The sequence below is a fragment of the Streptomyces diastatochromogenes genome, from assembly GCF_002242805.1.
In the GTDB taxonomy this organism is placed as follows: Bacteria; Actinomycetota; Actinomycetes; order Streptomycetales; family Streptomycetaceae; genus Streptomyces; species Streptomyces diastatochromogenes.
Genome location: NZ_MCGQ01000102.1, coordinates 1 through 16291, shown reverse-complemented (window position 1 = coordinate 16291; position 16291 = coordinate 1). Strand labels below are relative to the sequence as shown.

The following is a 16291-nucleotide window of genomic DNA, read 5'->3' as shown; positions in this document are numbered from 1 at the left end:
GGTCATGTCACTGGACGGCCCGGCCGTCCAGTGACATGACCGCAGCGGTCGGGAGTGAGCGCCTGGTGGCACAAGAGACCACGAAGACGTCGCCTTCGAAAGGCCGGGCCGTCAGCGGAGAGGGGGACCCGGGCAGTGTCGGTATCGGGCAGTTCTGCAGCTCCGTCGTGGGGCTCTGGCCCGCTTCCGTCACGCAACTTCCGCAGCGGCAGCCCCCTCCCCGGCGCCTGGCCCCTTGGGTGCCGGCCGCGTACACGGGCGGGCACGGCTGTGCGGGGGCCGGCGGCATACACCTCAGCCTCCGCCGGAGGAGGCAAAAGCCGGCGTGCTGGTCCCTCCCGCGACGCGCCGACGGTATCCGGCCCTGGTCGCTCTCGCCCTTCCGGCTCCGGCGAACCGACCCAGTCCGCGGCTGACTTCATGCGTGAGTGGGCCGACGGGGCGTGCGCAACTCTTCTCTTCCTCCGAAGTCTGTACAGCCCGGAGAAGAGGATCCAGGACGTCTGCACACCGGGGACCGCGACCCAGCCGAGATGCGGGCAGGGACGTCCAGACAGTCGCCGACATTGAGATAACTAACAAGAATCCGAACAAAAGGGGCGAATAACTCGAACCGTCCGACATGCGTCGTCCGTGGAACTGAATGACCGCGCCCATGCAGGATCCGGCTTACCGGCCGCCCCCGAAATTGTTTGCGGTCACCCCGTTCCGGTCTCCGGACATCCACGGAAGAGCCAGAAGACCATGTTTGTGACCGATTCAGCCAGCCCGACTTCACTGCTCGGCCGGCCCTGCCGCCGCCAGGCACTGCTCACCCTGCCGGCGCAGGAGGCGCACGTCTCCGCCGCTCGTCACTTCGCGGCCGATTTGCTGGAGACCTGGAGTGTGCCCGCGGGCGAGCGGGACTCCGCCGTTCTCATCGTCGACGAACTCGTCGCCAACGCTGCCCAGTACGGCCATGAGCACATGACCCTGCTGCTCGCCTTCGACCACGAAACTCTGCACATTGTGGTCACTGACTCCGGCGCGGCCGTGGAGCGCCATCGCCCCGACATCGCCCCCGACGAACACGGCCGTGGCACCGGCATCGTCCAGTGCCTCGCCCAGTCGACCGAGATCCGCCAGACAGGCAGCGGCCGCGAAGTCCGCGCCTGCCTGAGTTGCTCGCCATGACCGGGCCCGACGCTCCGCACGAGCTGCGCCCCCCTGCCGGGGCCGGCACTGGAACGCAGCGACGGGTCACCGGGGGCGGCAGCGGCGCCGGGTCACCGGACGCCCCAGCCGAGTGGGCCTTCGCGACCCACAAGCCGTGCCCCATCGACGGCTGCCCGGGCCCGGCCCAGGTGCCCATGCGGTCCGCGGCACACCCATCGGCCCTCGCTCACGGCGGCCCCCACCACGACTCGGTGCTGTGTCAACGCTGCGGAAGCCGGCCCCTGCGTACCGGCGGAGGTCTGAGCGTGGACGTCACCCCAGACAGCGGCAAGGACATCGACGCCCCGCCCCCGCACGAGGCATATACGAATGCGCCGGATCTGCGCCGCGAGATGCACCAAGTGCTCGCCCTCGGAGCCGAACGCAACGGCCGCCAGGCCAGGCCCCTCACACGGCCCCCCATCGATGCGACCGCCGCCGAGCGCGCCTGGCTGCTACGCCGGGCCGCCCTCATGGACCGGATGGCCCTGGACCACCCCGGCGCCGGCCCGGTCGCAGCTGCCGCAGAAACCGCCGAACAACTCGTCCTCCACGATCGCCGCCATCCCGACCTGGCGGCCGGCCCGTACCACCCCGACTCGATCACGCTCGCCCCCAGCCGCCGCCTCTACGTCCGCCAGGAGTACGCCGCCTGGACGGCCGACGGGCGCCCCGGAATCTGAACCGACCCCGACCCGGCAGGAAGAATGTTCCAACGCGTGCTGCGCACGTCGTCGAGCACGGTGTCGGCATCCCACTTGGCCCGGCCAAGCAGCTGCTGCATGCCGTCCGGCGTGGCCTCCCTCGCCCACTCGGCAATGGTCCGGCCGTTCTTTCGCGACAGGTCCGACCCTCCCTCCAACAGACGGGAAATGGCCGGCTCAAGCGTTCCTGCGTGGGTGTCCCACTCGCGGGGGGAGCCGTTACGGCGGTTCACGCACTCGGGGATCGCCTCTCAGCGCTCGGCATCGCAAGCCCCGCCCGGGCACTGGGGACACGGCAGCTGGGCCGCACGGGCTGACCGCGGAGGAACGGGCTCGGCGTGAGCGGATGCGCTTGGCGGCCGCCTATCTGATCGAGGTCGGCGCCAGTGCCCCGGCGGTTCCGGGTGACCCGGATGTCTGTGAACTGCTGGCGGCGGGCGTTGGCTTCGGGCGGTTGGCAGGCGCTGGCCTCCAAGGGCCCCGGCGACGCTCGCTGGGCTCGATGCGGGACAACTGCGTTTCCTGGAGTCCGTGTTCGGCGCCGACCCAGCCGCCGCCGGCTGGAGTGACCAGTGCTGGACGCCGGCCCGGATCTCTGAAGTCGTGCGCCGTCACCTCGGCGTCGAGTAGGGCCGAGGCGAAGATGGCCGCCTGGAGGGACGAGCTGTGGTCCGTCATAAAGAGAGGGCGGCGGACTTGGGCGCCTGGCTCTGCTTCGAGGACGAAGCCGGCCAGGGCCTGAGGCCGCCCAAGGGCCGCGCCCCGGTGGTGCGGGTCACCGCCGCAGGCGCCAAAGGTGTCTCCATGGCGGCGCTGATCGCCGCCCGATTACGGCTCACTGTCTACCAGCTGCCGCAGATGTCGGTCATGCGCGGCTGGCCTCACCCTGAGAGCTCGGCCTGCCAAGGGCGTGGCCACTGCCCGGACGGTGGCAGTGCGCCGGCGATGCCGAGGTCACGGCGTGCGCTTTCGTAGAAGTCATCGCGCGCTGCGCTCGCCATCTGATGGCCCTTGGTCCACTTCACCGGGTCGATCGTGCCTTCTCGCACCAGCAGCTCTATGGTCCAGATCGTCTCGTGCCAGCGGCGTGCCGCCGCGATGGTCCCGGCGTCCCCGACCAACAGCACCGATTCCCACTGGGTCGCACGCTGTGATTCCGCCTCGGCCAACAGCGGCAACCCCTCCGCGGGTTCCAGAAGGTCGGCCACGTCCGCGAACCCCAGGGCTGCGCCGATGCGTTGGGCAATGCGGAGCTGAGCCTTGAGGACGTTGGCGTAGCGGCCGTACGTCTCAAAGCGCTTGTCGTCCCAGCGGACCTCTCGCTCCCTCTTCCACTTACGGCGCTCGGTCAGGGCCTGGGCGGCGTACGACGCCACCGAGCCGACCACGACCCCTATCAGTGCGGGAAGTTGATCCAGCAGCGCCATGCATCTCCTCCGGAAAGCGGCTGTGGCTACGGGCGGTCGCCTCGCGCACGGTGTTCCGCGCTGGGTTTGACCTAGCTACTGGTGCCCATCAGGCGTCCACGAGGTAAGCCCGGCTGGGGTACCGCTGCCTCACCTTGTACACCCGCTTCGTCTCCACTGCCGGAGCCGCCAGAAGGCGAACATTTGTCGCCATCCGCTTGGTTGGACGGGCCCGTCGCGGTCCATGAACGCCGTCACCCGCACGCCGGGGTACTGGGCGGTGGGCAGGATCTGGTGCTGGGTCATGAACTGCCGGCCGAGGGCCTTGGTATCCGACAGGGAGCCGGTGCGAATCACGACCACAGTGGACTCGGGCAGTACGAGCAGCCCGGTGGGCACGACGATGTCCCGGTCGCGGTCCAGCGTGCTGATGTCGGCCGGCTCGAGGGTGGCGGCCGCGGCCATGACCGCGGCGTGCGCGGCCGGGGAGATGATCAGGACCTTCGCCTGACGCAGCAGTTTCCCGATCTGCCGTATCTGCATCGCGGTGGCCTCCCGGGGCGCCCGCGGCCACGGCGGCCGGTAGCCCTGCTTGCCCGGCGTCATCGACAGCGCCGCATCCCACTCCAGGCCCTCGGGCCGGTCGGTCGAATCCGCGAGATCGCTGTGGAGCAGCGCGCTTCGCAGTGCGGTGAGGGCGTTGTTCATGTTGGAGGCGAGCGTCGTCTGCACCCACGGATTGCCGACCGGACACGGCTGTGCCTGCTCCCGCATGCGGTGCGCATCCCGCGCCGCGCCGGCCGCCGTCCACTGCCCGGCCTTGTCCCTGCTGCGCTCCCGATTGGCCCGGCTCGCCATCCCCACCCCACTGCCTCCCCCACGACGGCCGACACCAAAGCCCGTACCCCAGCTCTCCCCGCACGACACGACGCGATCCGTTCGCGTTTCGTGGCCGGGTGACGTCGCACCAACACGCGCATCACCAACCAGGGTTGTCAGTACTGCGCCTGGCACCGCCCGGTCCGGCACGCGCAGACGCCCGCGGTAAAGGGCACCGCCTCCTCGGACATCAGCATGGTGACTGCACCTGCGGCGAAGACTAGAGCCATCCGCCGGCGATGAACTGAACCGGGTCTTCCGCGGGGTTCTCGCGGATCCGAACTCGCTCCGGTCGACACGTAACCCGATCCGCCCGAGTCACCCACCGCCTACCAGGCCATCGTGAGCGCCTTCAACCAGACCCCCGACCAGGCATTCCGAGCCCGTGAACTGCACGAGCTCCTCGGCATGCCCACCGACGAAGCGTCCGTCAACATCACCCGCAGCCGCCTCGGACGCCTCACCCGTCAAGGCTTCCTCACCCAACCGGGTCGAGGCCGTTGCCAGAAGCGGACTTAGCGGGCTGGGACCGGCACGGTAGACGGTCGCCATTCTCGCCTGATCAAACCGAACACCCACGAGTCGGATACCTCGCCGTTCACGACGCAGTCTTCCCGCAACGTCCCTTCACGCACGAATCCGATCTTCTCCAGTACCCGGGCGGATGCCACGTTGCGCGTGTCGGTCTCGGCCTGGACTCGATTCAGGTCCAGTGTGTCGAACGCCCACTGCAGCAAGGCGTGCGCCGCCTCCGTCGCGTAGCCGTGGCCCCACATCGCCTCGTCGAGGCAGTAGCCCAACGACGCGCTGCGGTAGTCCGGGTTCCATCCGGTCAGCACGCACCAGCCGACGAAGGCCCCGTCGGAAGCACGGTCGATGGCCACGCGCGCCCCGGTGCCTTCGTCCGCCATCTTCTGGCACTGTGCGATGAAGCGCTCGGCGCGGGCCCGATCGGTCCACGGTGGGGAGTCCCAGTAGCGCATCACGTAGGTGCTGCTGTGCAGCGCGAAGAGGAGGTCCGTGTCGGCGTCGGTGAAGGGGCGCAGTCGCAGGCGAGCGGTGTGCAGTATGGGGGTGGCCAAAGTCATGCGCACCATCTTGCGTCCTCACGGAGCGGGCAGAGCACCGAATTTCCGATCCGGGTCCGGCACTCACGACCCAAGGCACCGCCTACCAGCAGATCGTGGACGCCTTCAACCAGCACCCCTACCAGGCATTCAGGGTCCGCGAACGGCACGACTGCTCGCCCAACCCGGGTAAGGCCACTAACAGAAACGGACTTAACGACCTCTCAGAGGACTTCAAGTCCCTTCTCGCACAGTGCGGCGTCCTGCCCCTGGTCCTCGTGCTGCTCCAGCGGGTGCTGACGGTACAGCGGGCAGCACAGACACGCCCGAACGGCGGGCGCGGTCCGGATCTCCCCGGGCCGCGCCCCACTTTCGTCACCCGCGTGCCCGGACCACCGACCACAGCAGGCGCGCGTTCTCCGGGGCCGCGCCGCCCGGGAAGGCGTACCGGCGGCGCGTGTAGGCGTAGGAGTAGCCCTGCCGGGGATCGGCGAGGGCGAGGAAGCCCGCGGCGCCGCTGTGGCCGAAGGCGCCGGCGCCGACGGAGCGGAAGTGGGGGCCGTAGGTGTGGAAGCCCAGGCCGAACGCCTGCGGCTGGCCGCTCACCAGGTCCTTGCCCTCGGAGTGTATTCGGGCGAACTCGGCGGCCGTGTCCGGCTTCAGGAGGGGGCTCCGGCCGTCCAGGCCGAACGCGGCCGCCGCGTACATGTCGGCCAGGCCGCGCGCGGAGCCGATGCCGCCCGCCGACGCCTGGCCGCCGGCGCGCACGGCGCGGGAGCTCGGGAAGTCGTACAGCTCGCCGTTGTCCGGCGCATGCGCATTGAAGGCGATGCCGCCCAGGCTGTACGGGCTGGACGCGGCGGCCTCGATCTCAGCCGCCTGCTCCGGCGTCGGCAGCATCGGCAGGGTGGTGAGGAAGCGCGGCTCCTCTGACTCCGGGAGACCCAGCCACAGGTCGAGGCCGTACGGGGCGCGGAGACGCTCCTCGTACCACTCCTGCAGGGTGCGCCCGGTGGCCCGGAACACCACCTCGCCGACCAGCGCGCCGATCACGAACGCGTGGTAGCCGAAGAACCGCCCCGGCTGCCAGAACGGGCGCTGCCCGGCCAGGCGGGCCGCGATCGCCCGGTCATCGGCCACCTCCTCCGGGGGGAAGCCGGCGTCCAGGCCGATCACCCCGGCCCGGTGCGCGAGCAGCTCGCGCAGGGTGATCCCGCCCTTGCCCTCGGCGGCGAAGTCCGGCCAGTACGAGGCCACGGTGCGGTCCAGATCCAGGACGCCGTCCTGGACCAGGAGCGCGGTCACCAGATACGCCGCGCCTTTGGTGGACGAGAAGACACCGAGCAGCGACTCCCCGGTCACCCCGTCCGACCACAGGTCCACCACCCGCTCGCCGCCCTGGTGCACCACCAGCTGCGCGCCCGGCGCGTGCTCCTCGCCCCCGAGGAAGGCGGCGAACTCCTCCCGCACCCCCACCAGGGACTTCTCGAACTCGCCTGCTCCATCATCTGCTTGAGGCGTCTTCGTCCCGCATCCCGAAACGATCAGTGCAGCAACCCAGTTCGACCACCGCGCCCGGGGACGGCCCTGGCCAGGACACCGTGCAGCTCGCCGCAGAGCGGCGATGGCTCCTTCCCTGGTCGCTGCGGCTCGGGAACGGGGGGCAGCGATGATGTGCGGGGAATTGTCAGCCTGCATCGGCGGACTCACCCTTTGCGTACCAGCCCGTGCTGGTCGTGCGGGGCGACCGAACCGTGTGCTAGTTCACGGCGGACGCCACCGCGCCTGGCGCCAGAGAGCCGGCCGGGCACGGGCAGAAGGCGCTGGACAAGCCGGCCCCAACCCGCTCGTCATACATTGCGCATTCAGGCGGGCCCTTCACCCTGTAGGAGCAGTCGTGGCCGCAGCCGGTCCAGTCGCCTGGCCTGGTGGAGCAGATCCTCCAGGTGCACCCCGATACGGTCGCGTGCCTGTTCGCCCTTGGCGCCTAGACCGGTGCGGTTCATGACGTTGAGGAAGCGCAGCAGAGGCATGACGACGTGGTCGTGGTGGATCCGCGTGTCGTAGATCCCGGCAGCGGCGATACGGGCCGCTCGCACGTGGAAGCCCGGAATGCCGTGGCCCGGCATCCGGAAGCTGCACAGCACATCCGCCAGGGCCTCGACTGTCGCGTCGGGCGTGAACTCGAAGGCGTCGGACAGCAGGTCGCGGTAGAAGATCATGTGAAGGTTCTCGTCCGCGGCGATCCGGGTCATGATCTGCTCCGCCACGGGGTCGCCACAGACACTGCCGGCGTTGCGGTGTGCGACGCGCGTCGCGAGCTCCTGGACCATTACGTAGGCGAGAGAGTGCAGGTTGCTGGCAAGGTCGCTGGAGTAGCCCTGGCCGACGTGCCGCATCCGGGCACGCTCCAGCTCGACCGGGTCGACAGCCCGGCTTGTGTGCAAGTAGGCCCTCAGGACCTCGGCGTGCCGGCTTTCCTCGGCGGTCCAGCGGTGGAGCCATGTCCCCCATACCCCGTCGCGTCCCCAGCGGACGGCGATTTCGCGGTGGTAACTGGGCAGATTGTCCTCGGTGAGGAGGTTCACCAGCAGGGCGTCACGCGCGGCGGGTGACAGCCGGGAGTCCTCGGGCCGCCAGTGCTCGCCGTTCAGGGGACCGTCGAAGTCTCTGCCCCGGCTCCACGGGACGTACTGGTGGGGAAACCACTCCCGGGCTGCGGTCAAGTGCCGGTCCAGGTACTTGGTAACGCTCGCTTCGAGCTCGACGAGTACATCAGCGCGCGTCGGCATGGATGGCAGAACACCCCCTCGGTCCGGCCGGGGCAGCGAGCAGGCGGTGCAGACTGTGCACTTCGTCGGCCCACCACTTCGGGAACTGTGGTGCGTGGGGCACATTGCCGGTGGCGTAGAAGGTGACACATGCCGTGTCGTCGTCGCGCAGACAGATGACACCCAACGGGTCACCTCGCAAAAACCGCACGAAGGGAATGAGCACGTGCGCGTTGCCCCACGCCAGTCGCAGCGGTCCGTTACGGCGTACGAGGTACTGCGTCTGAAGTGCCCTGTGATCGTTCACCCAGCGCCGGAAGAGGGGGCGCATGAGCAGGTGGGGAGAGAGCTCCACGCCCCGGCGGATCAGTTTGCGGTATGCGGGGCTGCTGAGTCTGCGGTTGGCCGCGACAATGGTGTCCAGTCGCCGCGCGGAGTCCTCGTCACCGTACGGGAGAGGCACACGAGTGCTGGTGAGGTAACACCCCAGCCATGGGTGGTCGCCGCGTCGGCGCAGGCTGACGGGGACCAAGGCGTGCATGCTCGCCGGACGCCGGGGGGCCGGCTGCGAAGGCAGTCGCTGTTCCTTCTCGCACCAGGTCCGCAGTGCACCGGCGGTGGCTGCGAGGAAGGCATCATGGCCTGTGCCGTCACGGGCCCAGCCGATCTCGTCCAGCAGCCGGGCGGGTACCGCCGCCGAGTACGCCCTGCGCGGACCGGAATCACCCTTCGGCAGCGGTGAGGGGTGTGATGTGGAGAGGTAGTCCGGGAGTACGTGGTGCCGCAGATTGCCGAAGAGCGTACGGACCGCGGAACTCCACGAGGTGGCTTCACTCAGGCCGCTCATGGTGAAGGACATGCGTGGGACACCCGCTGAGCCGAGCATCTCCAGCAGTCCGAGCAGGCCCGTACCGTCCAGGAAGGAATGCCGGGCACGCACGTGCAGCAGATGCTCGTCGGGCGCATAGCCGTGCGCGATCCAGATCCCCCACGAGGCGTCCTGACGCAGGGGAAGTTCCGTCAGCCGCTGGATGACGGTGTCGCGTTCCTCGCCGGGCTGGGCCATGTGAACGTGCATCTGGAGCGCCGGGTCGAAGTCCAGGACGCATCCGGGCTCGGTGGGTTCGACACCGATGGCAGCCTCCCATTTCCGGGCGCGCGACAGGAGTTCCCGGACGGTCTCGGCGACCGTGTGCGCAGGAGGGGCTGCTCCGTCGATCACGGCGGTGCCGCCCAGGTCACCCATGTTGTCGGGGAAACGCTCTTCGTGCTCGCGCCACAACCGGTTCAAATGAGCATCCATGCAGGCTTTTCTATATCATCCGGTGCCCTGCGGCCCAATTCCCGAGAACCGACGCGCTGAAATGGGAGAAGCATGAGCGACATGATGGACATCATCAGAAAATACCTGTCCGAAAAATTCTCGGTCGATGATTCCGCGATCCGCCCGGCCGCATCGGTGACGGAACTCGGTCTGGATTCTCTCGCGCTGCTCGAACTGATCGCGATGCTGGAGGAAGATTTCGGCATCAGCCTGCTGGAACAGGATGACCTCACACCGTCGTCCACCCTGGGACAGATCGCCGCCGCGCTGGAGGCCAGGACCGCTGTGGGGGCGCGTTCGTGACGCACTCGTATGTCCGGCCGGCGTGGCATGAGGCCGTGGTCGTGACGGGTCTTGGGCTGGTCACGCCGGCGGGCGTGGGCAGGGAGGACAACTGGCGGACACTGTGCCGGGGACGCTCGCTGGCATGCCGCGATCCTCAACTGTCCGGGCTCCGGGTGGACTTCTCGTGCCGTGTCCAGGACGGAGACTTCGACCCGGAGTCGGAACTCGGCGAGACGCGTGCTCGCCGCACGGACCGCTTCATGCACCTGGTGCTGGCGGCGGCGCGGCGCGCTGTGACGGACGCGGCTCTCGACCCGCGTGAGTGGCGGTCGGAGCGGGTCGGTGTGGTCCTCGGTGTCGGGGGCAACAGCCTGGAGACGTACGTGGCGGAGTTCCATCGCCTGGTGAACGGCAAAGCGGGGAGCGTCTCACCGCTCGCCCTGCTCCGCAGCGTGCCCAGCATGGCGGCGGGGGAAGTGGCGATCGACCTGGGTGCGAAGGGGCCGAACTTCACCACGGCCAGCGCCTGTGCCTCGGGGACCACGGCGATCGGGGTCGCCCGCGACATGATCCGCGGTGGCACGTGCGATGTCGTACTGGCCGGGGGAAGCGAGTCCGGCCGGTCGCGCATGTCCGCCACCTGTTTCACGCAGATGCGCGCGCTGTCGCGGCGCCGGGACACTCCCGAGCTGGCCTGCCGGCCGTTCGACGCCGACCGCGACGGGTTCGTGCTCGGCGAGGGTGCCGCCGTACTGGTCCTGGAGCGCGCGGACCGGGCACGGGCCCGCCGGGCGCGCCCCCTCGCCGTGCTGCGCGGATACGGTGCCTCCGCCGACGCCCACCACATGCTCGCACCGCATCCCGAGGGGGCGGGGATCGAGCAGTCCATCCGGCTGGCCCTGGCCGATGCGGGCTGCACGCCCGGAGACATCGGGCACATCAACGCGCACGGTACCGGCACACTGCTCAACGACGCGGCGGAAGCCGCCGCACTGTCCCGGATCCACGAGGGGGCACCTCCCCCGGTGACCGCGGCAAAGAGCATCATCGGACACGCTCTCGGCGCGGCCGGGGCCATCGAGGCCGCCTACACCGTCCTCTCGCTGGTGCACCAGGCCGTACCGCCCACCGCGAACTTCCACCGGCAGAAGAACGAGGCGCCTTTGGACATCGTCGCGGGGGCGCCGCGTCCCACACCGATGACAGCCGCCCTGACGACGTCGTGCGGATTCGGCGGGCAGAACGCGTCCCTGGTTTTCACGACACCGTGAACAGCTCGCACGACGTCTTGCCCCCGACGGCTCACGACACCGTGGCGCCCGTGAACCGCACCCACACCGGACCGCTCACCGACCGCACACCTTGCGAGGCACAGCGCAGCGCACTCAGCCCGTATGTCACCCCACTGTCGACCCGGGCCCCGGTCAGCGGGCCGGACGTCACCCTGCCCCGGGGCAGCGCCGCGCTCATGCCGCCGCTGTTCCTTCCGGACTGCACCACCGACGACGTCCCCAGACGGCGTCCCGTCCGGTTGTCCCCGGCGAACCACTCGACCCGGGCCCGCCCCGTCAGACCGCTCCAGCCAGTGCAGCTCACGGTCCCGGACCCCGAGACCCGCACCCGGGCCGAGCGCCGGCGCACCCGGTCACCGGCCCCCGTCCGGCACCTGTCCAACAGCACGGTTCCCTCCAGGGACAGCCGCTGCGGGCGGGCGCGCACCGCCGGATCCAGAACGAGCGGCCTCGCGGGGTCCACCCGGCCCGTACAGGCAAGCGTGGAACCCCCCATAACCGGATGGGCCGGCGAGGCACCGGCGGCAGGTGCGGCGGCACCGAGCGCCAGCGCCGCGCACAGGACCAGGAATCGAAGATGAGTCATGGGCACGGAGTCTGACATCAGCGCTTCACGGAACGACGTATTTCAATCGCTCGGCACCTCGATCGTCCGACACCGAAAGGCCGTTTTGGCGGCATGGCTGCTCTTCGCGGTCATTTCTGTATTCGCCGTACCGCATCTGCTGCATGCCATGACAGCGCCGCCGTTTTTCGTCGCGGGGTCGCCGTCCGCGCGCGCCGCGGAAGCCGTACGGCGGGAATTCCCGGAACTCGGTTCCGAGCAGATGATCGCGGTTTTCCACTCGGACCGGTTCACTACTGACCAACCGGCGTACACGCACGCCGTGGACCTCGCTGTCACCGCGCTTCGCCACGCTCCCGGCATCACCGTCGTCAGCCCCTTCCCCGCCGAACCCGAGGAAGAGGATGACCTGCCACAACACGTGAGCTATCTCCTGGTCGGCGTGGACGGAGCACCTGCCGAGCGCCAGGACCGGCTCCCCGGCCAACGGGCCGCCGTTGAACGTGCGGCCCGTGCGTCCGACGGCCGGGTCACCGGTCATCTCGTGGGCGTCTCACCGCTCTTCTCCGACATGCGAGAGAGCGATCTGACGGATCTTCGTACGTCCGAGGCCCTCGCCATCGCCGTGGCCCTGCCCGTGCTCCTTGTCGGGCTTCGCCGCCCGACGGCCACGGCCGTCATTCTCCTCACGACCGGCATCGCGCTCCTGGTCGCGGCAGCGATCCTCGCCGCCCTCGCCGGCACCCTGGCGATCAACGTATTCCTGATGGCCACAGCGTCCGCCACGGGCCTCGGCCTCGGCCTCGACTACGCACTGCTGCTCGTGACGCGCTTCGGCGACGAGCGCGGCAAGGGCGCCGACGCAGCACAGGCGGCGGTGACGGCCGTCGCCACGGCCGGACGCACCGTGGCCTACTCGGCAGCAGCCGTGATGGGCTGCACCAGCACCCTCCTGTTCGTCAACGCCACGCTGATCCGGGACTGCGTCCTCGCCGGCCTCCTCGTCACCGCCGCCTGCCTCGCGGCCACGCTGACCCTCCTGCCCGCACTCCTGACGACCTTGGCTCAACGCATCGCCGGAACGCGGACGGCAGGAGCGCCGAACGGCCCCTGGGCGCGCCGGGCACATCACCTGATGCGCCGCCCGGCCCGATATCTGGTGGCCGGCGTGAGCCTTCTGCTGCTGGCCGCCGCGCCTCTGAGCGACTTGCGACTCGGCTTCGACCTGGACCGCCCCTCGCTGGCCCGGACCTCCGCCGGACGCGGCCTCGACCTGCTGGAGCAGCGCGCCCCGGGCGCACCGGGCACCATCATGGTTCTGCTGCCCGGCACACCGACACGGCCGTCACCGGACACCACCACACTGACAGTCCGTCTGCGGCAAGACCCCCGAGTGGCCTCCACCATGGCCCTGGACAATGGCCGAGGAGCAACACTGCTGGCCTTCGTACCGCGCTCCAAGGTCGACTCCCCCGACACCAGAGCCCTCGTCCAGCACCTGCGGAACACCGCGCCAACCGGCGCGCTCGTCGGCGGCCCGGCCGCGATCCTCCTGGACTTCCACAGGGAGCTGACCGGCAGACTGCCGCTCACCGGTCTCCTGCTGCTGTCCGGCTCCTTCCTCTTCCTCCTCTACGCTTTTCGAAGCCTGCTGCTCCCCCTCAAAGCGATCCTGGCCAACGTGCTGGTGACCGCAGCAACCTTCGGCCTGCTCGTCCTCGTGACAGGACCCTCCACCGACGCGCACTCGGACGCGGGGACCGTCAACATCTTCGTCCCCCTCATCGCCATGGTCGTCCTCTTCGGCCTGTCCATGGACTACGAGGTATTCCTCGTACGCCGCATCCGCGAGTACTACCTGACCACCGGCAACCACGCGCGCTCCGTCGCCGCCGGCCTCCAGGACACCGCCCGCCCGATCACCCTCGCCGCCACTGTCATGGTCGCCTCCTTCGCCAGCCTGCTCACCGCGAACCAAGCAGAACTCCGTCAGACCGGCTTCACGATCGCCGTCGCCGTAGCCATCGACGCGACTCTGGTCCGCCTCGTTCTCGTGCCCGCACTGATGCGGATTCTCGGCCGGTGGAACTGGTGGCTTCCCCGCCTCCCGAAGACGCGGCGTTCATCAGCCTCCGCGTCCTCCACCCCGCACACGAGCACTGGCGACGCGGCGTGGACACCGGCGTCATCCGCTCCCGGCTCCACGGCGACCTGAAGGTCCCGTTCACCTACCGCGTGCCCGAAGACGAGGAACACGCCGTCGCGGGCGCGAGCGAGGAGGAGAGCGAGGACTGCGAGAGGAGTGGCCAACCCCGCCCGCCGCCTTCCCGCTCGGGCGGTGGATCGCCGACACGAGCAGGGCCTACGCCCGCGGCCGTCCGGACGCCGAACGCGCCGAACAGCTCAAGCAGTTGGGCATGGTCTGGTCGCACCACGACGTCGCCTTCGAGGAGGGCTTGGAAGCCGCGCGCAGGTGGACAGAGGAGAACGGACAACTCCCGGCGCCGCTGGACACCACGTTCCAGGGCCACAAGGTCGGCGTCTGGTTGAAGCCACGCGCGGGCCGACGCCCGCAGGGCACTGGAGACCTAGCAGCAGCGTGCCGAGGGCGCGTCGGTGGAGTCGACGGCCGGGACACTGTCCCGGGAGCGGCGCGAGCAGCTGGAGGACATCGCCCCTTCCTGGTGCCCGGCCGTGGTCGACACAGCTCAAGGTCACGCACGTGAAGGCCGAGCGCGGTGGCCTGTGCGCCGTAAGGCTGACCCAACTGGAAGAACGGACCATCGTGTCCTGAACGGACGCCGGCCCGACATGTGCGGCGCTGTAGCTGAAGCCGACGACGGCGCCACACGCAGAACTCCGCCGTCCGGCCCATCAAGACCTCCGATCATGACGCCGAAAGAGATCGAGCGGAGTCGTCCTTCCGGGCGTTCCGGCATGACTCTGCGCCCACGCAGCCCCGATGCCTGCGGTGCCGTCACTCGGCGGCCGAGGCCCAGAGGAGATCCTGCATGCCCGTACGCCTGCCCATCACCACTGCCGCTGCCGCCACCGCCGCGCTCCTGCTCACCGCGGTCACCGGCGCGACTCCTGCCGCGGCCGACCACGCTCGCGGCGGTGGACCGCTGGACAGGGTGACCTTCGGTGACCCCTACGCCAACTGCACCATCGGCGCGAGGGGCCCCGACAGCGTCGTCTACCCCGGCACCGAGGTCGAGCCGTACCTCTCCGTCGATCCTCGTCATCCGAAGCGCGTGGTCACCGTGTTCCAGCAGGACCGCTGGTCCGACGGCGCCGCGCGCGGACTGGCGGCCGCCTGGACCAAGGACGGCCGCACCTTCCACGAGAGCACGCTCCCCTTCAGCGCGTGCGCCCCGGGCGGCGCGGACTACGAGCGGGCCTCCGACCCCTGGGTGAGCACCGGGCCGGACGGCACCGTCTATGCCAGTGGGGAGGGCGTCGACTTCACGAAGAGCACCCGGAGCGCCCTCCTGACCGTCACGTCCCATGACGGCGGCCGCACCTGGGAGAACCTCACCACCACGCACGTCGACGAGGAGCCGTTCTTCAACGACAAGCCCTCGATCACCGCCGACCCGATCCGCAGGGGCACGGCCTACCAGGTCTGGGACCGCCTCGACAGCGCCCCTCCGAGCCCGAGTTCGATCGACGGTCCGGGCTACATCTCTCTCACCCGGGACGGGGGCCGTACCTGGAGCGAGGCACGCCGGTTCGTCGACACCAGCACCGTGCCCAACACGCAGACGATCGGGCATGTGATCGTCGTCGACCCGCGCACCGGCACCCTGTACGACTTCTTCGACTGGATCACCTCCTCCGACGACCTGAGCACCGTCACCGAGGCCCACTACGCCGTGGTGACCTCGACCGACGGCGGAAAGACCTGGAGCGCTCCAACCACCGTGGCCCGGGACACCAATGTGCCGGAGGTCGATCCGAACGACCCCGCCAAGACACTCCGCGCGGCAGCCACCCTGCCCAGCCCAGCCATCGACCCGAGGACCGGCGCGCTGTACATGGCCTACGAGGGCTCGGACTTCTCCGGCGGCGCCTACAATTCCGTCCAATTGGTGCGCTCCACCGACGGCGGGCGCACCTGGAGCCGGACTCCGGCGCTCATCAGTCCCAAGGGTGTGCCGGCCTTCTCACCGTCGATCGCCGTCGACAAGCGGGGCACGGTCGCGCTCACCTACTACGACCTGCGCTTCCTCAAGCCCGGCAACACAACCACACTACCCACCGCCTACCAGCTGGCCACTCTTCCGCACGGTGACCCGCGCTTCCGCTCCGAGCGACGCATCTCCCGGATCTTCGACTGGCTGCAGGCGCCCAATGCCGGGGGCTATTTCCTCGGCGACTACCAGGGTCTGGCCGCCGCCGGCGACGGGGTACGGGCAGTGCTGACGGAGGCCAACTCCGGGGCTCCGCAGAACCGCACGGACGTGTACAGCGGTAGCCTGCGTACGCGCTGACGGTGCTGGAGCCGGTGAGGCGAGCGTGGAGCGGGTGTCATCCGGGGCATCGCGCACCCGGCGTACTCCGCTGCTGCTAGCTGGTGGTGCGCCGCTGACGAGTGGTCAGAGGCCCGCCGCGCCGTACGACTTCCAAGTCGCCCCTGCCACCTCGACCGTGTTTTCCCGCCCCATTGTGTTGCGCCTTGTGCCCCTCTACTGTTCGACTTTGCCGGAGTCTGTTTGATGCTGATTGCTCAGACGGTATGGAGGCCGCAGTGCGGGGTAATCGGATCGGTTCAGAGGTTGCGCGACCCGGTCGACGTCGGTGG

General features: G+C 69.6%; 13 protein-coding genes and 2 pseudogenes. 7 read left to right on the top strand and 8 right to left on the bottom strand.

Translation table 11 applies throughout. The features are described from left to right. Window positions 1–750: 750 nt before the first annotated feature. Both BEK98_RS46015 and BEK98_RS46010 read left to right on the top strand, forming a co-directional pair. Entirely contained in the window at window positions 751–1173 is a 423-nt protein-coding gene (locus BEK98_RS46015) for an ATP-binding protein (RefSeq protein ID WP_244202293.1), read from the top strand. A 287-nt stretch (window positions 1174–1460) separates the two neighbouring features. After that, a complete protein-coding gene (locus BEK98_RS46010; protein ID WP_094222772.1) occupies window positions 1461–1877 on the top strand; it encodes a hypothetical protein in 417 nt (138 codons plus the stop codon). A gap of 41 nt (window positions 1878–1918) precedes the next feature. Here BEK98_RS46010 and BEK98_RS51525 read toward each other — a convergent pair. Next, window positions 1919–2044, bottom strand: a pseudogene (locus BEK98_RS51525) (IS701 family transposase); the annotation flags it as partial. A gap of 200 nt (window positions 2045–2244) precedes the next feature. Here BEK98_RS51525 and BEK98_RS51520 point away from each other — a divergent pair. Then, window positions 2245–2726: pseudogene (locus tag BEK98_RS51520) on the top strand (transposase); the annotation flags it as partial. A gap of 53 nt (window positions 2727–2779) precedes the next feature. Here BEK98_RS51520 and BEK98_RS45990 read toward each other — a convergent pair. The 6 genes from BEK98_RS45990 to BEK98_RS45965 all read right to left on the bottom strand — a co-directional run bounded on the left by BEK98_RS45990 (window position 2780) and on the right by BEK98_RS45965 (window position 9324). Next, window positions 2780–3325: a hypothetical protein gene (locus tag BEK98_RS45990; protein ID WP_094222770.1), complete on the bottom strand. Its 546-nt coding sequence runs from the start codon at window positions 3323–3325 to the stop codon at window positions 2780–2782. Window positions 3326–3454: 129 nt separating this feature from the next. After that, on the bottom strand, window positions 3455–4168 hold the full coding sequence (locus BEK98_RS45985) for a hypothetical protein (RefSeq protein WP_143684270.1): 714 nt from the start codon (window positions 4166–4168) through the stop codon (window positions 3455–3457). Window positions 4169–4698: 530 nt separating this feature from the next. Then, complete coding sequence (locus tag BEK98_RS45980; RefSeq protein WP_094222775.1) at window positions 4699–5271, bottom strand: GNAT family N-acetyltransferase; 573 nt, start codon at window positions 5269–5271, stop codon at window positions 4699–4701. A gap of 354 nt (window positions 5272–5625) precedes the next feature. Then, window positions 5626–6726 carry a serine hydrolase domain-containing protein gene (locus BEK98_RS45975; protein ID WP_244202292.1) on the bottom strand — a complete coding sequence of 367 codons (1101 nt, stop codon included), beginning with the start codon at window positions 6724–6726 and terminating at the stop codon, window positions 5626–5628. A gap of 389 nt (window positions 6727–7115) precedes the next feature. Next, window positions 7116–8042, bottom strand: a complete 927-nt coding sequence (locus BEK98_RS45970) for an acyl-ACP desaturase (protein WP_094222768.1) — start codon at window positions 8040–8042, stop codon at window positions 7116–7118. Beyond that, window positions 8026–9324, bottom strand: coding sequence for a hypothetical protein (locus tag BEK98_RS45965; RefSeq protein WP_143684269.1), 1299 nt, complete (start codon window positions 9322–9324; stop codon window positions 8026–8028). Before BEK98_RS45965 ends, BEK98_RS45970 begins: the two co-directional genes overlap by 17 nt. A 72-nt stretch (window positions 9325–9396) precedes the next feature. Here BEK98_RS45965 and BEK98_RS45960 point away from each other — a divergent pair, with 72 nt between their 5' ends. Both BEK98_RS45960 and BEK98_RS45955 read left to right on the top strand, forming a co-directional pair. Then, window positions 9397–9648, top strand: coding sequence for an acyl carrier protein (locus tag BEK98_RS45960; protein ID WP_094222766.1), 252 nt, complete (start codon window positions 9397–9399; stop codon window positions 9646–9648). Window positions 9649–9683: 35 nt separating this feature from the next. Continuing rightward, window positions 9684–10901 carry a beta-ketoacyl-[acyl-carrier-protein] synthase family protein gene (locus tag BEK98_RS45955; protein ID WP_094222773.1) on the top strand — a complete coding sequence of 406 codons (1218 nt, stop codon included), beginning with the start codon at window positions 9684–9686 and terminating at the stop codon, window positions 10899–10901. Between the two features lie 31 nt (window positions 10902–10932). Here BEK98_RS45955 and BEK98_RS45950 read toward each other — a convergent pair whose 3' ends face one another. Next, complete coding sequence (locus BEK98_RS45950) at window positions 10933–11508, bottom strand: hypothetical protein (RefSeq protein ID WP_143684268.1); 576 nt, start codon at window positions 11506–11508, stop codon at window positions 10933–10935. Here BEK98_RS45950 and BEK98_RS45945 point away from each other — a divergent pair. Both BEK98_RS45945 and BEK98_RS45940 read left to right on the top strand, forming a co-directional pair. Next, window positions 11507–13702: an MMPL family transporter gene (locus tag BEK98_RS45945; RefSeq protein ID WP_094222764.1), complete on the top strand. Its 2196-nt coding sequence runs from the start codon at window positions 11507–11509 to the stop codon at window positions 13700–13702. The genes BEK98_RS45950 and BEK98_RS45945 overlap by 2 nt on opposite strands. Before the next feature lie 796 nt (window positions 13703–14498). Continuing rightward, complete coding sequence (locus tag BEK98_RS45940; protein WP_094222763.1) at window positions 14499–15980, top strand: sialidase family protein; 1482 nt, start codon at window positions 14499–14501, stop codon at window positions 15978–15980. Window positions 15981–16291 lie beyond the last annotated feature (311 nt).

What these genes read in the sequence shown, in the direction of transcription:
- BEK98_RS45965 (WP_143684269.1), bottom strand. Translation starts at nt 9,324, where the DNA reads ATGGATGCTCATTTGAACCGGTTGTGGCGCGAGCACGAAGAGCGTTTC.
- BEK98_RS45960 (WP_094222766.1), top strand. Translation starts at nt 9,397, where the DNA reads ATGAGCGACATGATGGACATCATCAGAAAATACCTGTCCGAAAAATTC.
- BEK98_RS45940 (WP_094222763.1), top strand. Translation starts at nt 14,499, where the DNA reads ATGCCCGTACGCCTGCCCATCACCACTGCCGCTGCCGCCACCGCCGCG.
- BEK98_RS45990 (WP_094222770.1), bottom strand. Translation starts at nt 3,325, where the DNA reads ATGGCGCTGCTGGATCAACTTCCCGCACTGATAGGGGTCGTGGTCGGC.
- BEK98_RS45945 (WP_094222764.1), top strand. Translation starts at nt 11,507, where the DNA reads ATGGGCACGGAGTCTGACATCAGCGCTTCACGGAACGACGTATTTCAA.
- BEK98_RS45950 (WP_143684268.1), bottom strand. Translation starts at nt 11,508, where the DNA reads ATGACTCATCTTCGATTCCTGGTCCTGTGCGCGGCGCTGGCGCTCGGT.
- BEK98_RS45980 (WP_094222775.1), bottom strand. Translation starts at nt 5,271, where the DNA reads ATGACTTTGGCCACCCCCATACTGCACACCGCTCGCCTGCGACTGCGC.
- BEK98_RS45970 (WP_094222768.1), bottom strand. Translation starts at nt 8,042, where the DNA reads ATGCCGACGCGCGCTGATGTACTCGTCGAGCTCGAAGCGAGCGTTACC.